The sequence below is a fragment of the Corynebacterium sp. HMSC077G07 genome (assembly GCF_001809225.1).
In the GTDB taxonomy this organism is placed as follows: Bacteria; Actinomycetota; Actinomycetes; order Mycobacteriales; family Mycobacteriaceae; genus Corynebacterium; species Corynebacterium jeikeium_D.
The window spans coordinates 1-15,374 of the sequence record NZ_KV796522.1 but is presented as its reverse complement, the minus strand read 5'-3'; the positions used below and the strand labels follow the sequence as shown (position 1 = coordinate 15,374).

12 protein-coding genes are annotated in these 15,374 nt (G+C 58.9%); 6 read left to right on the top strand and 6 right to left on the bottom strand.

Going from position 1 to position 15,374, the window contains the following annotated elements; all coding sequences use genetic code 11:
* Positions 1-14 precede the first annotated feature (14 nt).
* The 5 genes from HMPREF2562_RS01725 to HMPREF2562_RS01705 all read right to left on the bottom strand — a co-directional run bounded on the left by HMPREF2562_RS01725 (position 15) and on the right by HMPREF2562_RS01705 (position 5,471).
* A complete protein-coding gene (locus HMPREF2562_RS01725) occupies positions 15-1,268 on the bottom strand; it encodes a cysteine desulfurase (protein ID WP_016422753.1) in 1,254 nt (417 codons plus the stop codon).
* Positions 1,261-2,022, bottom strand: a complete 762-nt coding sequence (sufC, locus tag HMPREF2562_RS01720) for a Fe-S cluster assembly ATPase SufC (protein WP_016422752.1) — start codon at positions 2,020-2,022, stop codon at positions 1,261-1,263. Before sufC ends, HMPREF2562_RS01725 begins: the two co-directional genes overlap by 8 nt.
* Positions 2,023-2,113: 91 nt before the next feature.
* Positions 2,114-3,304 carry a Fe-S cluster assembly protein SufD gene (gene sufD / locus HMPREF2562_RS01715; protein ID WP_070549505.1) on the bottom strand — a complete coding sequence of 397 codons (1,191 nt, stop codon included), beginning with the start codon at positions 3,302-3,304 and terminating at the stop codon, positions 2,114-2,116.
* 5 nt (positions 3,305-3,309) lie between these two features.
* A complete protein-coding gene (gene sufB, locus HMPREF2562_RS01710; RefSeq protein WP_016422750.1) occupies positions 3,310-4,776 on the bottom strand; it encodes a Fe-S cluster assembly protein SufB in 1,467 nt (488 codons plus the stop codon).
* On the bottom strand, positions 4,773-5,471 hold the full coding sequence (locus HMPREF2562_RS01705) for a helix-turn-helix transcriptional regulator (protein WP_048734176.1): 699 nt from the start codon (positions 5,469-5,471) through the stop codon (positions 4,773-4,775). The genes sufB and HMPREF2562_RS01705 overlap by 4 nt, the downstream gene beginning before the upstream one ends.
* 185 nt (positions 5,472-5,656) lie before the next feature.
* Between HMPREF2562_RS01705 and mptB the strand changes: the two genes are divergently transcribed.
* The 4 genes from mptB (at position 5,657) to HMPREF2562_RS01685 (ending at position 10,300) form a co-directional block, all read left to right on the top strand.
* On the top strand, positions 5,657-7,396 hold the full coding sequence (gene mptB, locus HMPREF2562_RS01700; protein ID WP_049193480.1) for a polyprenol phosphomannose-dependent alpha 1,6 mannosyltransferase MptB: 1,740 nt from the start codon (positions 5,657-5,659) through the stop codon (positions 7,394-7,396).
* Positions 7,397-7,421: 25 nt separating this feature from the next.
* Positions 7,422-8,390 (top strand): ABC transporter ATP-binding protein, encoded by a 969-nt coding sequence (locus HMPREF2562_RS01695; protein WP_070547106.1) that lies wholly within the window; start codon positions 7,422-7,424, stop codon positions 8,388-8,390.
* Entirely contained in the window at positions 8,390-9,193 is an 804-nt protein-coding gene (locus HMPREF2562_RS01690) for an ABC transporter permease (RefSeq protein ID WP_070549503.1), read from the top strand. Before HMPREF2562_RS01695 ends, HMPREF2562_RS01690 begins: the two co-directional genes overlap by 1 nt.
* Positions 9,194-9,286: 93 nt before the next feature.
* Complete coding sequence (locus HMPREF2562_RS01685; RefSeq protein WP_016422745.1) at positions 9,287-10,300, top strand: COX15/CtaA family protein; 1,014 nt, start codon at positions 9,287-9,289, stop codon at positions 10,298-10,300.
* Between the two features lie 382 nt (positions 10,301-10,682).
* Here the strand turns inward: HMPREF2562_RS01685 and HMPREF2562_RS01680 are convergent, their stop codons facing one another.
* Entirely contained in the window at positions 10,683-11,597 is a 915-nt protein-coding gene (locus HMPREF2562_RS01680; protein WP_172954651.1) for a heme o synthase, read from the bottom strand.
* Positions 11,598-11,886: 289 nt separating this feature from the next.
* Between HMPREF2562_RS01680 and tkt the strand changes: the two genes are divergently transcribed.
* Positions 11,887-13,986 (top strand): transketolase, encoded by a 2,100-nt coding sequence (gene tkt / locus HMPREF2562_RS01675; RefSeq protein ID WP_070549501.1) that lies wholly within the window; start codon positions 11,887-11,889, stop codon positions 13,984-13,986.
* A 170-nt stretch (positions 13,987-14,156) separates the two neighbouring features.
* On the top strand, positions 14,157-15,272 hold the full coding sequence (gene tal / locus HMPREF2562_RS01670) for a transaldolase (RefSeq protein ID WP_049193475.1): 1,116 nt from the start codon (positions 14,157-14,159) through the stop codon (positions 15,270-15,272).
* Positions 15,273-15,374: the final 102 nt, after the last annotated feature.

The following is a 15,374-nucleotide window of genomic DNA, read 5'->3' as shown; positions in this document are numbered from 1 at the left end:
CTCCTTTCTTAAAGCTACGGGGTGACACCGAAGAACTTCTGTGCATGGCGCACTGCGTCGGCAAGCGCCTGAACGTCCTCTTCCGTGTTGTAGATGTAGAAGGATGCCCGGGCGGTCGACTGGGCGTTGAGGATTTGGTGAATTGGCCACGCGCAATGGTGACCGACGCGGATGCACACGCCCTGGTCGTCTAAAACCTGGCCAAGATCGTGCGGGTGAATGCCCTCGACCTTGAAGGAGACTGCAGAGCCACGCTGTTCTGGAGTAGTCGGACCGATGATGGTCACGCCATCAATTTCCTGCAGCTTCTCCAGTGCGAGCGCGGTCAGGTGGTGCTCATGAGCAGCTACCTTATCCATACCGATGGCATCCAGGTACTTCACCGCAGCACCCAGGCCGACGACCTGGGAGGTCATCATGGTACCCGCCTCGAAGCGCTGCGGAGGCGCCGCGAAGGTGGTCTTCTCCATGGTGACGACCTCAATCATCGAGCCACCAGTGAGGAACGGCGGCAGTGCCTCGAGCAGTTCCCGGCGACCGTAGAGCGCGCCGACCCCGTTGGGGCCGAGCATCTTGTGGCCGGAGAACGCCAGGAAGTCCACATCGAGCTCCTTGACGTCGACAGGCATATGCGGCACCGACTGGCAGGCATCGAGGACTACCAGCGCTCCGACCTCGCGAGCACGGCGCACCATTTCCTTCACATCGGTTACTGCACCGGTGACGTTTGACTGATGGGTAAAGGCCACAACTTTGGTCTTCTCGCTGAGCTCCAGCGAGTCCATATCAATGCGGCCGTCTTCAGTCACGCCATACCAACGCAGTGTCGCACCAGTGCGGCGAGCCAGCTCCTGCCACGGCACCAAGTTCGCGTGATGCTCCAGCTCAGTGACGACAATCTCGTCACCCTCGCCGACCTGGTACTGACCTGCGCGGTCGTCGCCAAGCACGAATGCCACTGTGTTCAACGCTTCGGTGGCGTTCTTGGTGAAGACCAGCTCGTCATAGTCGGCGCCGATGAAGCCTGCAATGGCTTCGCGGGCATCTTCGTAGGCGTCCGTGGCCTCCTCAGCAATCTCGTAGGCACCGCGGTGCACCGGTGCATTGTGGTGGGTTAGGAACTCCACCTCAGCATCGATGACTTGCTTGGGGCGCTGCGAGGTCGCTCCGGAATCCAGGTAGACCAGCCGCTTTCCGTCACGGACAGTGCGCGACAGAATCGGAAAGTCCTCGCGGAGTGATGGGCTGAGTAGTTCGGCGTTAGGCATTGATGTACTTCTCGTAGCCGTGCTCTTCCAGCTCGTCTGCAAGCTCCGGGCCACCGGAGGTGATGAAGCGACCATCGTGGAAGACGTGGACGAAGTCCGGCTTCACGTAGTTCAGGATGCGCTGGTAGTGAGTAATGATCAGAATGCCGCCGTCGTTTTCGTCCTGGTAGCGGTTAATGCCGTCAGAGACAACGCGCAGAGCGTCGACGTCCAGGCCGGAGTCGGTCTCGTCCAGGATGGCGAACTTCGGCTTCAGCAGGTCGAGCTGCAGAATCTCGTGACGCTTCTTCTCGCCACCGGAGAAGCCCTCGTTGACGGAGCGCTCGGAGAACGACGAATCGATCTCCAGGTCAGCCATTGCCTCACGGACCTCCTTGACCCAGTGGCGCAGCTTCGGAGCCTCGCCGCGGACAGCGGTTGCTGCAGAGCGCAGGAAGTTGGACATGGACACGCCGGTGACCTCGACCGGGTACTGCATTGCCAGGAAGAGCCCAGCGCGAGCGCGCTCGTCGACGCTCATCTCCAGCACGTTTTCGCCGTCGAGGAGAATCTCGCCCTCGGTGACTTCGTAACGCGGGTGACCTGCGATGGTGTAGCTCAGGGTGGATTTACCAGAGCCGTTCGGCCCCATCACAGCGTGGGTTTCGCCGGAGTTGATCGTCAGGTTGACGCCCTTCAAAATCTCCTTGGGCTCGGCGGACTCATCGGTCGGCAGCACCTGCGCGTGGAGGTTACGGATTTCCAAAGTGCTCATAGTGAAATCTTTTCCTTTAATCGGTGTAAGTGGCCTGTCCCCGGCACTTCCGGGTTGACAGGACGGAAAGGGTGAGAAAGAAGATAAGCGGTTAGAAGCCAGCGGTGTTGAGCTCTTCGTCAACGAGCTTTTCAAGCTTCTCGCGAACGGACTCGACCGGAATCAGGTTGATGACCTCGCTGAAGAAGCCGCGAACCACCAGACGGCGAGCGGCCAGCTCCGGAATACCGCGCGAGAGCAGGTAGAAGAGCTGTTCCTCGTCGAAGCGGCCAACGGTGGCAGCGTGCCCAGCACCGGCAATCTCACCGGTTTCAATTTCCAGGTTCGGAACTGCGTCGGCACGCGCGCCTTCGGTGAGCAGCAGGTTGCGGTTGAGCTCGTAGGTGTCGGTGCCCGTCGCTTCTGCACGAATGAGCACGTCTCCCACCCACGCGGTGCGGGCCTCACGATGAGCGACATTCGGCTCGCCCTGCAGCGCGCCCTTGTACATCACGTTGGAGCGGCAGTTCGGCACAGCGTGGTCGACCAGCATGCGGTTTTCAAAGTACTGACCGGCATCGGCGAAGTACACGCCCAGCAGATCGACGTCGCCGCCGGGTGCCGTGAAAGCAACGCGCGGAACGATACGGACAACCTCGCCGCCAAACGTTGCGACAGTGTGGCGCAGCGTAGCATCCCGGCCGACATGAACGTGGTGCGCCGAACCATGAACGGCATCTTCGTTCCAGTTCACCATGGTCACGACACCCAGCTTGGCGCCGTCGCCGATTACGAACTCGATGTTGTCCGCGAACGTGCCACTGCCTCGGTAGTTAATGACGCAGACGGCCTCGGCGTGAGACTGCACGTCAATGACGATATGGCCGTAGGACACGTTGTCCTCGCCCGGACCGTCGATGTCGATGACGACAGGCTCCTTGGAAACCGAGTTCTTCGCGAAGGTCACGATGTGCGCATCGTCGAAGTTGGAGTACGCCTGTGCTGCCACGCGGTCCGTTGGGGCGCCGGCGCGACCAAGGCGCTCGTCGTCACGCTTGACGACGTCCACAGCGACGCCATCCTGACCAGCAGTCTCGACCGAAATTGAGGCTGCAACCGGCTCTGCTGCGGTGCCGTTGTGGAGACCGCGGAGCTTACGCAGCGGCGTGAACTTCCACTCTTCATCCTTGCCATGCGGCACGGCGAAGTCCTCCACGTTGAAGGATGTGAAAACGTCGCCCTTGTTCGCCAGCACGCGGCGGCTATGAGCAGCCTGGTTTTCGTTGTTAATCGTCGTAGTCATTGGTATTAACCGACCGAACCTTCCATCTGCAGTTCAATGAGGCGGTTGAGCTCGAGGGCGTATTCCATCGGGAGCTCCTTGGCGATGGGCTCGACAAAGCCGCGCACGACCATGGCCATTGCATCTTCTTCCTCGATGCCGCGGCTCATCAGGTAGAAAAGCTGATCGTCAGAGACCTTGGAAACCGTTGCCTCGTGGCCGAGGGTGACGTCGTCCTCGCGGACATCCACGTATGGGTACGTGTCCGAACGTGAAATCGTGTCCACCAGGAGTGCGTCACACTCGACGTTGGAGTGCGAGTGCTTGGCACCCTTGTTGACCTGCACCAGACCGCGGTAGGCAGCGCGTCCACCGTTGCGGGCCACGGACTTGGACACGATGTTGGAGCTCGTGTGCGGAGCCATGTGCACCATCTTGGCGCCGGTGTCCTGGAACTGGCCCTCGCCAGCCATAGCCACGGACAGCACCTCGCCCTTGGCATGCGGACCGGTCATCCACACTGCCGGGTACTTCATGGTGACCTTGGAACCGATGTTGCCGTCAATCCACTCCATGGTTGCGCCCTCTTCGCACTTGGTGCGCTTGGTAACCAGGTTGTAGACGTTGTTCGACCAGTTCTGGATCGTGGTGTAGCGGCAGCGGCCACCCTTCTTCACGATGATCTCCACAACAGCCGAGTGCAGCGAGTCGGACTTGTAAATCGGAGCGGTACAGCCCTCGACGTAGTGCACGTAGGCATCTTCGTCGACAATAATGAGCGTGCGCTCGAACTGTCCCATGTTTTCCGTGTTGATACGGAAGTATGCCTGCAGTGGGATGTCCACGTGGACGCCCTTCGGCACGTAAATGAAGGAGCCGCCGGACCAGACTGCGGTGTTAAGAGCGGAGAACTTGTTGTCACCGGACGGAATGACGGTGCCGAAGTACTCCTTAAACAGCTCCGGGTGCTCCTTGAGAGCGGTGTCGGTGTCCAGGAAGATAACGCCCTGGGCCTCCAGATCCTCGCGAATCTGGTGGTAGACAACCTCAGACTCGTACTGAGCGGCGACACCTGCGACCAGGCGCTGCTTCTCAGCCTCCGGAATGCCGAGCTTGTCGTAGGTGTTCTTAATATCCTCCGGCAGGTCTTCCCAGGTCTGGGCCTGCTTCTCGGTGGAGCGAACGAAGTACTTAATGTTGTCGAAGTCGATGCCCGACAAATCCGCGCCCCAGGTGGGCAGCGGCTTGCGGTCGAAGATTTCCAAAGCCTTCAAGCGACGTTCAAGCATCCACTCCGGCTCGTTCTTCTTAGCCGAAATATCGCGAACGACCGCTTCAGACAGGCCACGCTTCGCGGAAGCGCCAGCGGTATCCGGGTCGTGCCAACCGAACTGGTAGGCACCAATGGACTCGATAATCTCTTCGTCAGTCTGCGGAGTGGCAGCCTTCGTGGATTCAGCCACGTCGGTGGAGTTCTCATGGGCGAGGGTCATTCTCCGCTCCTTTCTTGTGGCGATTCAGTAAGTGTCTTTGTTACGGGAGTGAGTGGGATATTCGTAGTGCAGATACCGTTTCCATCAGCGATAGTCGCCAACGGTTGGGTGTGCTGACCTAATAATTTACTAACGGCTTCATGCTCCGCCGCGCAGAGCTCCGGAAACTCGGAGGCTACGTGGCTAATTGGGCAATGGTGCTGGCAAATTTGCACGCCGCCAGTGTTCTGGTTGATAGTTGCCGCGTACCCGGCCCGTCGGAAAGCATCGACGACGGCCTCTACGACCTCTTCCTTCTCTGCGTCCTGCCCCACTGGCGTGACGCCGAGCAGAATGTCATCAATGCGCTGACGGGCAAACTGGGCAACTGCCTGCTCACCACCGGCCTTGCGCAGTGCGGTCAGAGCTGCACTGGCAAGATCGTCGTAAGCGTGCCCGAATCTAGCGCGGCCCCGATCTGTCAGGCGATAGGACTTTGCTGGCCTGCCTCGGCCCCGGGGGCCGGTGCTGGGTGCCGGAGCGGTTTCGGCAAGACCTTCGTCCACCAGAATGTCAATATGACGGCGGACGCCTGCAGCGGATAGTCCCAGGGTGTCTGCGATAAAAGTCGCGGACGCCGGGTTGTGTTCCAGAAGCAATTGGAGAATGCGCTTGCGCGTATCACCATCATTGACTGTCGGCTTCCGATCTGCCATGACTGGTGAGTCACCTCCTGCGATTGGACTGCTGGATAATAATGGGTGTCTAGGTGGCTCAGCGAGGCAAGTATCCCACTTGCGCCGCTGGTGTATTAGACAACATAATTGTGTCGTAATTGGGTCACAATGTCCAACGCATTTAAATATCAATGCAACGTCGCTGATTAGAACGCCCTTTCGGCGTGTCGAATCGTCTACTATGTGACCTTGTGAAAACTAACCGACCTACCCCGCGCCGCTCGTCCACCTTCGACGACGCTCTCGGGGTGCGTGACGCCATTCCGAAGATTGGTCTGGCCGGTTCTAGGTCGGCAACCCTCCACCAGGGCTCAGAACAGCCGCTCCAACACCGCATCAATTACCGCGAACTCCGACGCTTCACCTGGCTGCGTTGGCTGGGTGCTCTCGGGGCGGTCTTTATTATGGTCGCCGGGATCGGCGCAGGCGCGACACCGGTGGTTGGAAATGAGTTTTGGGGTACACCACTTGGGCTAATCCTCGGTCGAATGTTGGTGGCAACGACAATCGTCACCTTCGTGGGCATTGGCATGTTAGTCACAGCCTGGTTGGGTGTCGGCGCTTTCGTTCTGGCCGGTGCGCGGACTCGCGTCACCGCAGTGACTACTCCGATGCTCATACGCACCTACGCGGCATGGGTATTGCCCTTGATGTTTACCGCTCCCCTGTTTACGCAGGATATCTATTCCTATTTGGCGCAGGCTGCAATTGTGGAGCGGGGTATGGATCCCTACCTCGCAGGGCCTGTTGACCTATTGGGAGCCAACGACCCACTTGCCCGATCGGTGCCATTGATTTGGTCGCACTCTCCGAGCCCATACGGCCCCACAGCCCTCGCAGTGGCATGGGGTATCGCCAAAATAACCAGCGACGGGGTGATCGCTTCCGTCTTTCTGCATCGACTCGTCGCCATTGTTTCGCTTCTCGTGGTGTCCTGGGCGCTGGTGCAGCTTGGTCGCCGCTGCGGCGTTAGCTCTCAGTTCACGCTCTGGCTGGGCACGCTCAATCCGCTGGTATTGCTGCACCTGGTGGGCGGTATCCACAATGAGGCCCTGCTGCTGGCTCTCCTGCTCGTTGGTCTCGAACTGTGTCTGCGAGCTATCCACGGCCCTGCGCAATCGATGGTGCCCGATGAGCTGCCAGAACCCGGACCGATCGGACACGAGAACCAAAGCCGAGGTAGATCGTGGGCGCTGTATGCAGGCGGTATCGTGCTCATCAGCCTCGCCGGAATGGTCAAAGTCACCGGTTTCGTGGCGCTCGGCTTTGCCGGCATGTGGCTGGCCCGAAAGTTTGGCAGCACCTGGAAGGCCGTTGCTCTTTCCGCGGTAGTGACGGGCGCAATAACCGTCGTCACGGCAGTCGTTGTTTCCTTAGCAACTGGTCTGGGCTTTGGTTGGATCACCGCGCAGGGTGGCGCCGCAACGGTGCGCAGTTGGATGTCGTTGACTACCCTGCTCGGGATTATCGCTGGTTTCTTCGGCAGGCTTCTGGGGCTTGGCGATATCAGCGACAGTGCTTTGCTGTTTACCCGCGGCATTGGCGTAGTGCTGGTGGCTGCCTGGCTCCTGCGCATGCTGTTAGCGACGTTCCGTGGGCGCATTCACCCGCTCGGCGGCTACGGCCTCGCGATGTTCGCTCTAGTAATCCTCTTCCCCGTCGTGCACCCCTGGTACCTGCTATGGGCCATCGTGCCCCTGTCCGCTTGGGCCAACCGGGTACAATTTCGCATTGCCGTGGTTCTGTACTCGGCAATTTTCAGTTTTGTAGTACTACCACGCGGCCTGGGGTTGCCTCCGGGCACCGTCGCTCAGATTTACCTACTGGCGTTGGTATTCTTCGTCGCAGTCATGTTCGTCATCTTGGCGTACTCGACGCGATCTAAGGTATTTCGCCTTCATTAAAACTGTGAGATTAGACTGACTAACCGTGAATAACGCTGCCAATTCTCCTGCTCTGCGCCTTGAGAACGTAACGAAGAAATTCGATGACGTTGAGGCTGTATCAGACCTTTCGCTTTCCCTGGATCGAGGTAGGGTTCTTGCGCTCCTCGGCCCCAACGGTGCTGGTAAGACCACAACCGTTGAAATGTGTGAGGGCTTCATCAAGCCGGATGAAGGGCGAATTCGCATTCTTGATCTCGACCCGGTCACTCAAACCACAGCACTGCGCAGTCGCATTGGCATCATGCTCCAGGGCGGAGGTGCCTACCCCGGTGTTCGCGTTGGCGAAATGCTGAACCTCGTTGCCAGTTACTCCGCAAACCCGCTGGACACTGATTGGCTCCTTGAAGTCGTTGGCCTAGAACGCCATCGTAAGACGAACTACCGCAGGCTCTCTGGCGGTCAGCAGCAGCGACTGTCGCTCGCATGTGCCCTGGTCGGACGCCCGGAGCTTGTGTTCCTCGACGAGCCGACAGCAGGCCTCGATGCTCAGTCCCGTCTAGCCGTCTGGGATCTCATCTCGTCGCTGCGCCGTGATGGGGTCACCGTGGTCCTGACAACGCACCTCATGGACGAGGCCGAATCGCTTGCCGACGACGTTGCGATTATCGACCGGGGCCATTTAGTTGTGGCCGGTACCACCGAGGAGATCACTAGCGCAGGCGCATCGGCTCTCCAGGGAACGTCGTCAAGCACTGCTATGAAGATCAGCGTTCGAGGCAGCCTTGACTTCGAAGAGGTCAACCGCAACTTCAGCGAGTCCGGTCTTCCACAGCGTCTGCAGCGTTCTGGCGGTGGAGAGTTTTCCCTGATTGGTGAGGCTTCACCGCGCGCCTTGACTGTCTTGGCGCAGAGTTGCGAGCAGCAAGAGGTGCTGATCACCTCGATGAATAGGGCGACGCAATCGCTTGAAGATGTCTTCTTGCAGATCACTGGAACGGAGATGAGGAGCTAATGACTACCGCACCGAGGTCTGATGCCTCCCGCTTTGCGAAGGGCACTTTCGCCCCAGCGCCACAGCGTTCGGACATGGCGAAGTTGGTCATGTCGCAGGCGTGGTTGGAGACGAAGCTCTTCTGGCGACACGGTGAGCAAATGCTCCTCACCATCATTATCCCGTTGGCGATGCTCATCGGCCTGGTGATGGTGCCGGTGTTGGAGCTCGATGATCCGCTCGAGCGTATCTTCCCCATGGTGCTGGCGATTTCCGTCATGTCTGCAGGGTTTACCGGGCAGGCAATTGCCGTGGGCTTTGACCGCCGTTACGGAGCCCTGAAGCGCATCGGTGCCTCAGGTGTGCCACCCTGGGGCATTATCGCTGGCAAGATTGTGTCGGTCTGCACCACCGTCACGTTGCAGTACGTACTGTTTAGTCTCGTGGGGCTCTCCCTTGGCGCAGAGCTGTCGATTGGCGGCTGGCTGCTGGCTTATGTGGGGATGCTTCTGGGAACGTTCGTCTTTACCTCATTGGGCTTGCTCATGGGCGGTACGTTGGGAGCCGAGCTAATCCTAGGTCTGGCCAACCTGATCTGGTTCATCCTCATTGGTGCTACTACGTATGTGGCCGTCGCGCCATCGTTAGATGACATCAGCTCTGTACTGCTACACCTCTTGCCGTCCGTCGCGCTTACCGACGTGATCTCCGCGGCATTGGCCATGTCCGTCCATTGGTCAGCTATCGGGGTGCTAATCGCATGGGGTGTCCTTGGCGCTGCACTGGCGGCTCGCTGGTTCCGTTTTGATATGCCGAATGACTAGGAATCTGTCGGGAAATCTGCATAGAAAAGCGCAGCCCAACGCAGGGGTTTCGCTTATTACCATTTTCCGCCAGCATGGGTAGAATTTCTTAATGTGAATACTGCAGATCGAAGTTTGCCCCTATCGTTTTTGCCGCTGACACCAATCGGGCGCCAGAAGCTCTATGCCCTGCTGGTTTTGATTGCACAGGCGGCAATTGCGGTAACCGGTTCTATCGTCCGTGTTACTGGTTCAGGTCTCGGTTGTGCTTCGTGGCCTGAATGTCACCCAGGCAGCTTCGTTCCTGTCGCGGGGGAAGCAGAAATGCTCCATCAGATTATTGAGTTTGGCAACCGGCTGCTCACCTTTGTGCTGGTTGCTCTGACACTTCTGCTCTTCCTTTCGGTTATGCGTGTCGGTCGCCGTCAGGAAATAAAGTTGCTGGCCTTCCTCAACGGTCTCGGCGTTATCGTCCAGGCTGTTATCGGCGGTATCTCCGTTTGGGTTGACCTGAAGTGGTACGCCGTAGCGCTGCACTTCCTGCCTTCGATGATTCTGGTCTGGCTCGCTGGCATGCTTTTCGTCAAGATTTCGGAGCCTGACGACGGCACTGCTACCCGCATGTACCCGCGCTATCTGCGCTATCTGGCTGCCGCCTCCGGCTTGGCCCTGACGATGACGCTGATTACCGGAACTATGGTCACCGGTGCGGGACCACACGCTGGAGATGCTTCGGTGCTCCCGGAGGATCGCCTCCAGCTACCGATTGTTGACCTGGCGCATATCCACGCTGGTTTTATGTACCTCTACCTTGGCCTGGTTATCGGCCTCATTTTCGGTCTGCTGGCCTCGGAAGCCTTTGCACCTGTGCGTAAGGTTGCCATCGCACTCGTTGTGTTCATTTTGGCTCAGGGCGTAGTTGGAATGATTCAGTATTGGTCCGGTGTACCGGAGGCATTGGTGCCGGTTCACGTTGCCGGATCTGGTATCTGCACCGCTTTGACTGCAGTACTTTTCCAGCACGGTTACCGCACTGTCGGTGGGAGCGCAGAAGTCACTGGCTCGCTTGAAGGCGATGCGGCTGCCGCCACTGTTGCTTCGGAGAAGAACGTCGAGGTTACCGCGTAGCTAGCTGCCGGTCAGCGGCTGTGTTAACGACTGTGGTTACCGGCCGTTGATTCCTTCTCGAACCGCCTAAACACGCGCTTTGGTTGTGCGTGTTTAGGCGGTTCTGCTGTCTGCTCGGCTCCGTGTGCTCGGATGTGCGTTTCCCAGTGGCTAGCGGGCTGCGCGGGCGGTGCGGGCTGCGCGGGCGGTGCAAGGGGGCGGTCTGCCCACTTATCGATCCGAGTTACTGACTATGTTTATGACAGAAATCGCGCGAAAAATGGCCTGAAAGTGTCATAAACTCGCACAGTTTCACATTTGCAGCCCGTGCCCATCTCCACACACAAAAAGAGGCCCTTCCCGCAACCGGAAAGGGCCTCTTCAAAGGAGCTCAGCAGCTGCCCTAGAACATGCTCGAAATTGTCTGCAATCCGAGTACGGCATCGAGAGAAAGCGCCACACAGACGATAGACAAGTAGTTGTTCGACATGAAGAACAGCTTCATCGGCTTGATCTTGCCACCGGTCTTAACGTGGCGGTGCAGGTCAATGGCGCCCCACAGGAACCAGGCACCAGCGCCAACGGCGCCAATCAGATAGATCCAACCCGCGTACGGAACCAACAGCAGAGTGGTAATCACGGTCGCGGCGGTGTAGTAAATAATGCGCTTGGAAACGACGATTGCCGGCTTGACCACTGGCATCATCGGCACGCCAGCGGCCTTGTAGTCCTCCTTGTAGCGCAGGCCCAATGCCCAGGTGTGCGGCGGAGTCCAGAAGAAGATAAGCAGGAACAGGATGAATGCCTGCCACCAGTGAGCGAGCCCCGTAATCTCCGGGTTGTTGTCAGTGATTACGGCCCAGCCGACCATCACCGGCATACAACCCGCAGCGCCACCCCAAATTACGTTCTGATCAGTACGGCGCTTCAGCCACAACGTGTAGACGAAGATGTAGAAGGCAATCGTAATCAGAATGAAAACGGCGGCCAGCAGCGAGTTACACAGCAACCACAGCCATAGGAACGACGCAATCATCAAGACAGTGCCGAAAATCGCTGCCGCTCGACGGCTAACCTGGTTGCGCGCGAGCGGGCGACGGCGAGTACGGCGCATCTTCTGGTCAATGTCGTAATCCATGACCATGTTGAAGGTGTGCGCAGCTGCGGCACCCAACCAACCACCGAACAAGGTGAGAAGAATCAGTCCAACGTGAACATGACCGCGATCAGCCTGAAGCATTGCGGGAATGGCCGCGACGAGCAGGAGCTCGATAATTCTTGGCTTAGTCAGTGCAATATACGCCTTGACTGTTTCCAACAAAGCAATGTCCCTTTCACGCGCCATAAACAAACCCCCCGTTTACAGATAGTCGGATGTAACGGTCGGAAAGTTCCCGACGAGTTTTTCCGCAAAATTAAATGAGGGGCAGGCAATCAGTTTACCGGTAATCATAACGGTTCCAATAATGACCGTCGTAAAGCATGTGCGGCGCGCCCTCTGAGACTTATCTCTCAGCTATTCGGCCCGGTTTGAACCCGGAGCGCGCAATCCTAGTTAGTATGGAAGAGAATTTTACTAATCCATTTGGATACTAGGAGTCATTCACGTGACACTGTCGACTGAGCATGAAGCACGGGTTGTGCGCAACTACCCCTCGGACTGGTCTGACTTGGATACGAAGGCCGTAGATACGGCCCGTGTGCTGGCTGCAGACGCCGTTGAAAAGGCAGGTTCGGGGCACCCCGGCACTGCGATGAGCCTCGCACCGCTGGCTTACTCTCTTTACCAGCGCGTTATGCGCCATGACCCGAAGGATACGAAGTGGATTGGCCGTGACCGTTTCATTCTCTCCTGTGGTCACACCTCTCTGACGCAGTACGTCCAGCTCTACCTCGGCGGTTTTGGCCTGGAGCTCGATGACCTGAAGGCGCTGCGTACGTGGGATGCACTCACCCCGGGTCACCCGGAGTACGGCCACACTGACGGCGTGGAAATCACCACTGGCCCGCTGGGTCAGGGGCTGGCGTCGGCTGTCGGTTTTGCCATGGCTTCGCGACGGGAACGTGGGCTGTTCGACCCGGAAGCTGCTCCGGGTGAGTCTCCGTTCGACCACTACGTGTACGTCATCGCTTCTGATGGTGACGTTCAGGAGGGTGTCACTGCCGAGGCCGGCTCGCTGGCCGGCACTCAGCAGCTGGGCAACCTGATTGTCTTCTGGGATGACAACGGCATCTCCATCGAGGACGACACCACCATTGCTTTCACCGAGAATGTCGCGGATCGCTACCGTGCTTACGGCTGGCAGGTCATTGAGGTCGACGGCGGCGAGGACGTCGCAGCACTCGAGGCTGCTGTCGAGGAGGCCAAGAAGGATACGGAGCGTCCGACCTTCATTCGCGTTCGCACTGTGATCGCTTACCCGGCTCCGACGAAGATGAACACCGGCGCTTCGCACGGTGCTGCTCTTGGTGGCGAGGAGATTGTCGGCATCAAGGAAGCTCTCGGCTTCGATACCGACAAGAGCTTTAACGTCGCTGACGAGGTCATTGAGCACACCCGCAAGCTAGTTGAGCGCGGTGCTGAGGCTCACGCACAGTGGCAGGTCAAGTTTGATGAGTGGGCTGATGCTAACCCGGAGCGCAAGGCTCTGCTGGACCGTCTGACCGCTGGCGAGCTGCCGGAGGGCTTCGACGCTGAGCTGCCGACCTGGGAGCCGGACGAGAAGGGCGTTGCTACCCGCAAGGCCTCTGAGGCCGCGCTGCAGGCACTGGGCAAGACCCTGCCGGAGCTGTGGGGTGGCTCGGCTGACCTGGCTGGCTCCAACAACACCGTCCTGAAGGGTGAGCCGTCCTTCGGCCCGAAGTCCATCACCACCGGCACCTGGACCACCGACCCGTACGGCCGCAACCTGCACTTCGGTATTCGTGAGCACGCCATGGGCTCGATCCTCAACGGCATTCTGCTCCACGGTGGTACCCGTCCGTACGGTGGCACCTTCCTTATCTTCTCGGACTACATGCGTCCGGCTGTCCGCCTAGCATCGCTGATGGGCATCTCCCCTATTTACGTCTGGACTCACGACTCCATTGGTCTGGGCGAAGACGGTCCGACGCACCAGCCTGTTGAACAGCTGGCTTCGCTGCGCGCTATCCCGGGTGTGTCCACTGTCCGCCCGGCTGACGCTAACGAGACCGCTCAGGCTTGGGCCGCTGTTCTTCAGGGCGAGGCAGGCCCGAAGGCTCTGGCCCTGACCCGCCAGAACGTTCCGGTCTTGGAAGGTACCAAGGAGAAGGCCGCTGAGGGCGTCCGTCGTGGTGCGTACGTGCTTGTCGACGGCGCCAAGGAGACCCCGGACGTCATCCTGATGGCTACCGGTTCGGAAGTTCACCTCGCTGTCGAAGCTGCTGACAAGCTGGCTGAGGAAGGCGTCAGCGCCCGCGTTGTCTCCGTTCCGTGTCTTGACTGGTTCGAGCAGCAGGACGATGCCTACCGCGAGCAGGTTCTGCCGAAGTCCGTCCGCGCTCGTGTCTCGGTTGAGGCCGGTATTGCAATGCCGTGGTACCGCCACCTGGGTGATGCTGGTCGCGCTGTCTCCCTGGAGCACTTCGGTGCATCGGCTCCGTACAAGGAGCTGTTCGAGAAGTTCGGCATCACAGCAGAGGCTGTTGTCGATGCCGCCAAGGAGTCCATCGAGGCTGCTAAGTAAGTTTGTTAAAACCTGGCGCTATCGGCCGTTGTCGGGACGGGATTTGTGAAAACCGTACCGCGCTCCGGTAGCGCCAGTATTGTTTGTGACGCACAGTAGTTTAAGGACATACAACTTTTAGCGAAGTCTTTAGGCAACGAAGCGGTATTGACAGAAAGGCGTTAAACACTATGGGAAACACCACGATGGAAGCGCTCGCCAAGGTAGGGACTTCGGCGTGGCTCGACGATCTTTCGCGCCAGCGCCTCACCTCGGGCGATTTGAAAAATCTTATTGAAGAGCTTCGGGTTGTCGGTGTCACTACTAACCCGGCAATCTTCTCTTCGGCGATGACCGCCGGTGAGGATTACGACTCTCAGCTGGCGCAGCTCACTGCAGAGGGTGCGAACCCGGCAGATGCTGTGTTCGCGATGGCAATCGACGACGTCCGCGATGCCTGTGACCTTTTCGCTGGTGTATCCGAAGAAACCGACGGTGTCGATGGCCGTGTGTCCATCGAGGTCGATCCTCGCTACGCCGACAACTACGAGGCCACGATTGCGCAGGCCCGTAAGCTCTGGGAGCGCGTCGGCAAGCAGAACGCGATGATTAAGATTCCGGCGACCGATGCTTCCCTGCCGGCTGTCACCCAGGCTCTGTCCGAGGGAATCTCGGTAAACGTCACCCTGATTTTCTCGGTGGAGCGCTACCTGCAGGTCATTGATGCGTTCATCGAGGGCATTGAGCGTGCGAAGGACAACGGCGTAGACCTGGCTTCGGTTCACTCTGTTGCGTCGCTGTTTGTTTCCCGCGTTGACACCGAAATCGATGCTCGCCTGGACAAGATCGGCTCCGAGGAGGCCCTGGCTCTGCGCGGCAAGGCTGGTCTGGCCAATGCCCGTGCAGCTTACGCCAAGTTCGAGGAGACTTTCTCGGCGCAGAATATTCGCTGGGCACAGCTGGAAAACGCCGGTGCTAAGCCGCAGCGCCTGCTGTGGGCTTCGACCGGTGTGAAGAACCCGGCTTACCCGGACACTCTCTACGTCACTGAGCTGGCTGCACCGCAGACTGTGAATACCATGCCGGAGAAGACGCTGCGTGCTGCCGCGGGCTTCGAGGGCGAGGTTCGCGACGCCGTCAGCGGCCAGGGTGACGCAGCCAACGCCGTTATGATTCAGCTCAGCGAGATTGGCATCGACCTCGATGACGTCTTCGCTGTCCTGGAGCGCGAGGGCGTGGAGAAGTTCGTGGACTCCTGGCAGTCCTTGCTCGAGTCGATTGCACAGCGCATGGAGCAGCTGAAGTAAGCCTGCTGATTATCTAGGTGCCTGTTGGTAGTGGCTGCGTTTCTGGCTGGCGCCAGCAGGTCGCCTGGCGATCCGAGTTACTGACTGCGTTTATGTCAAAAA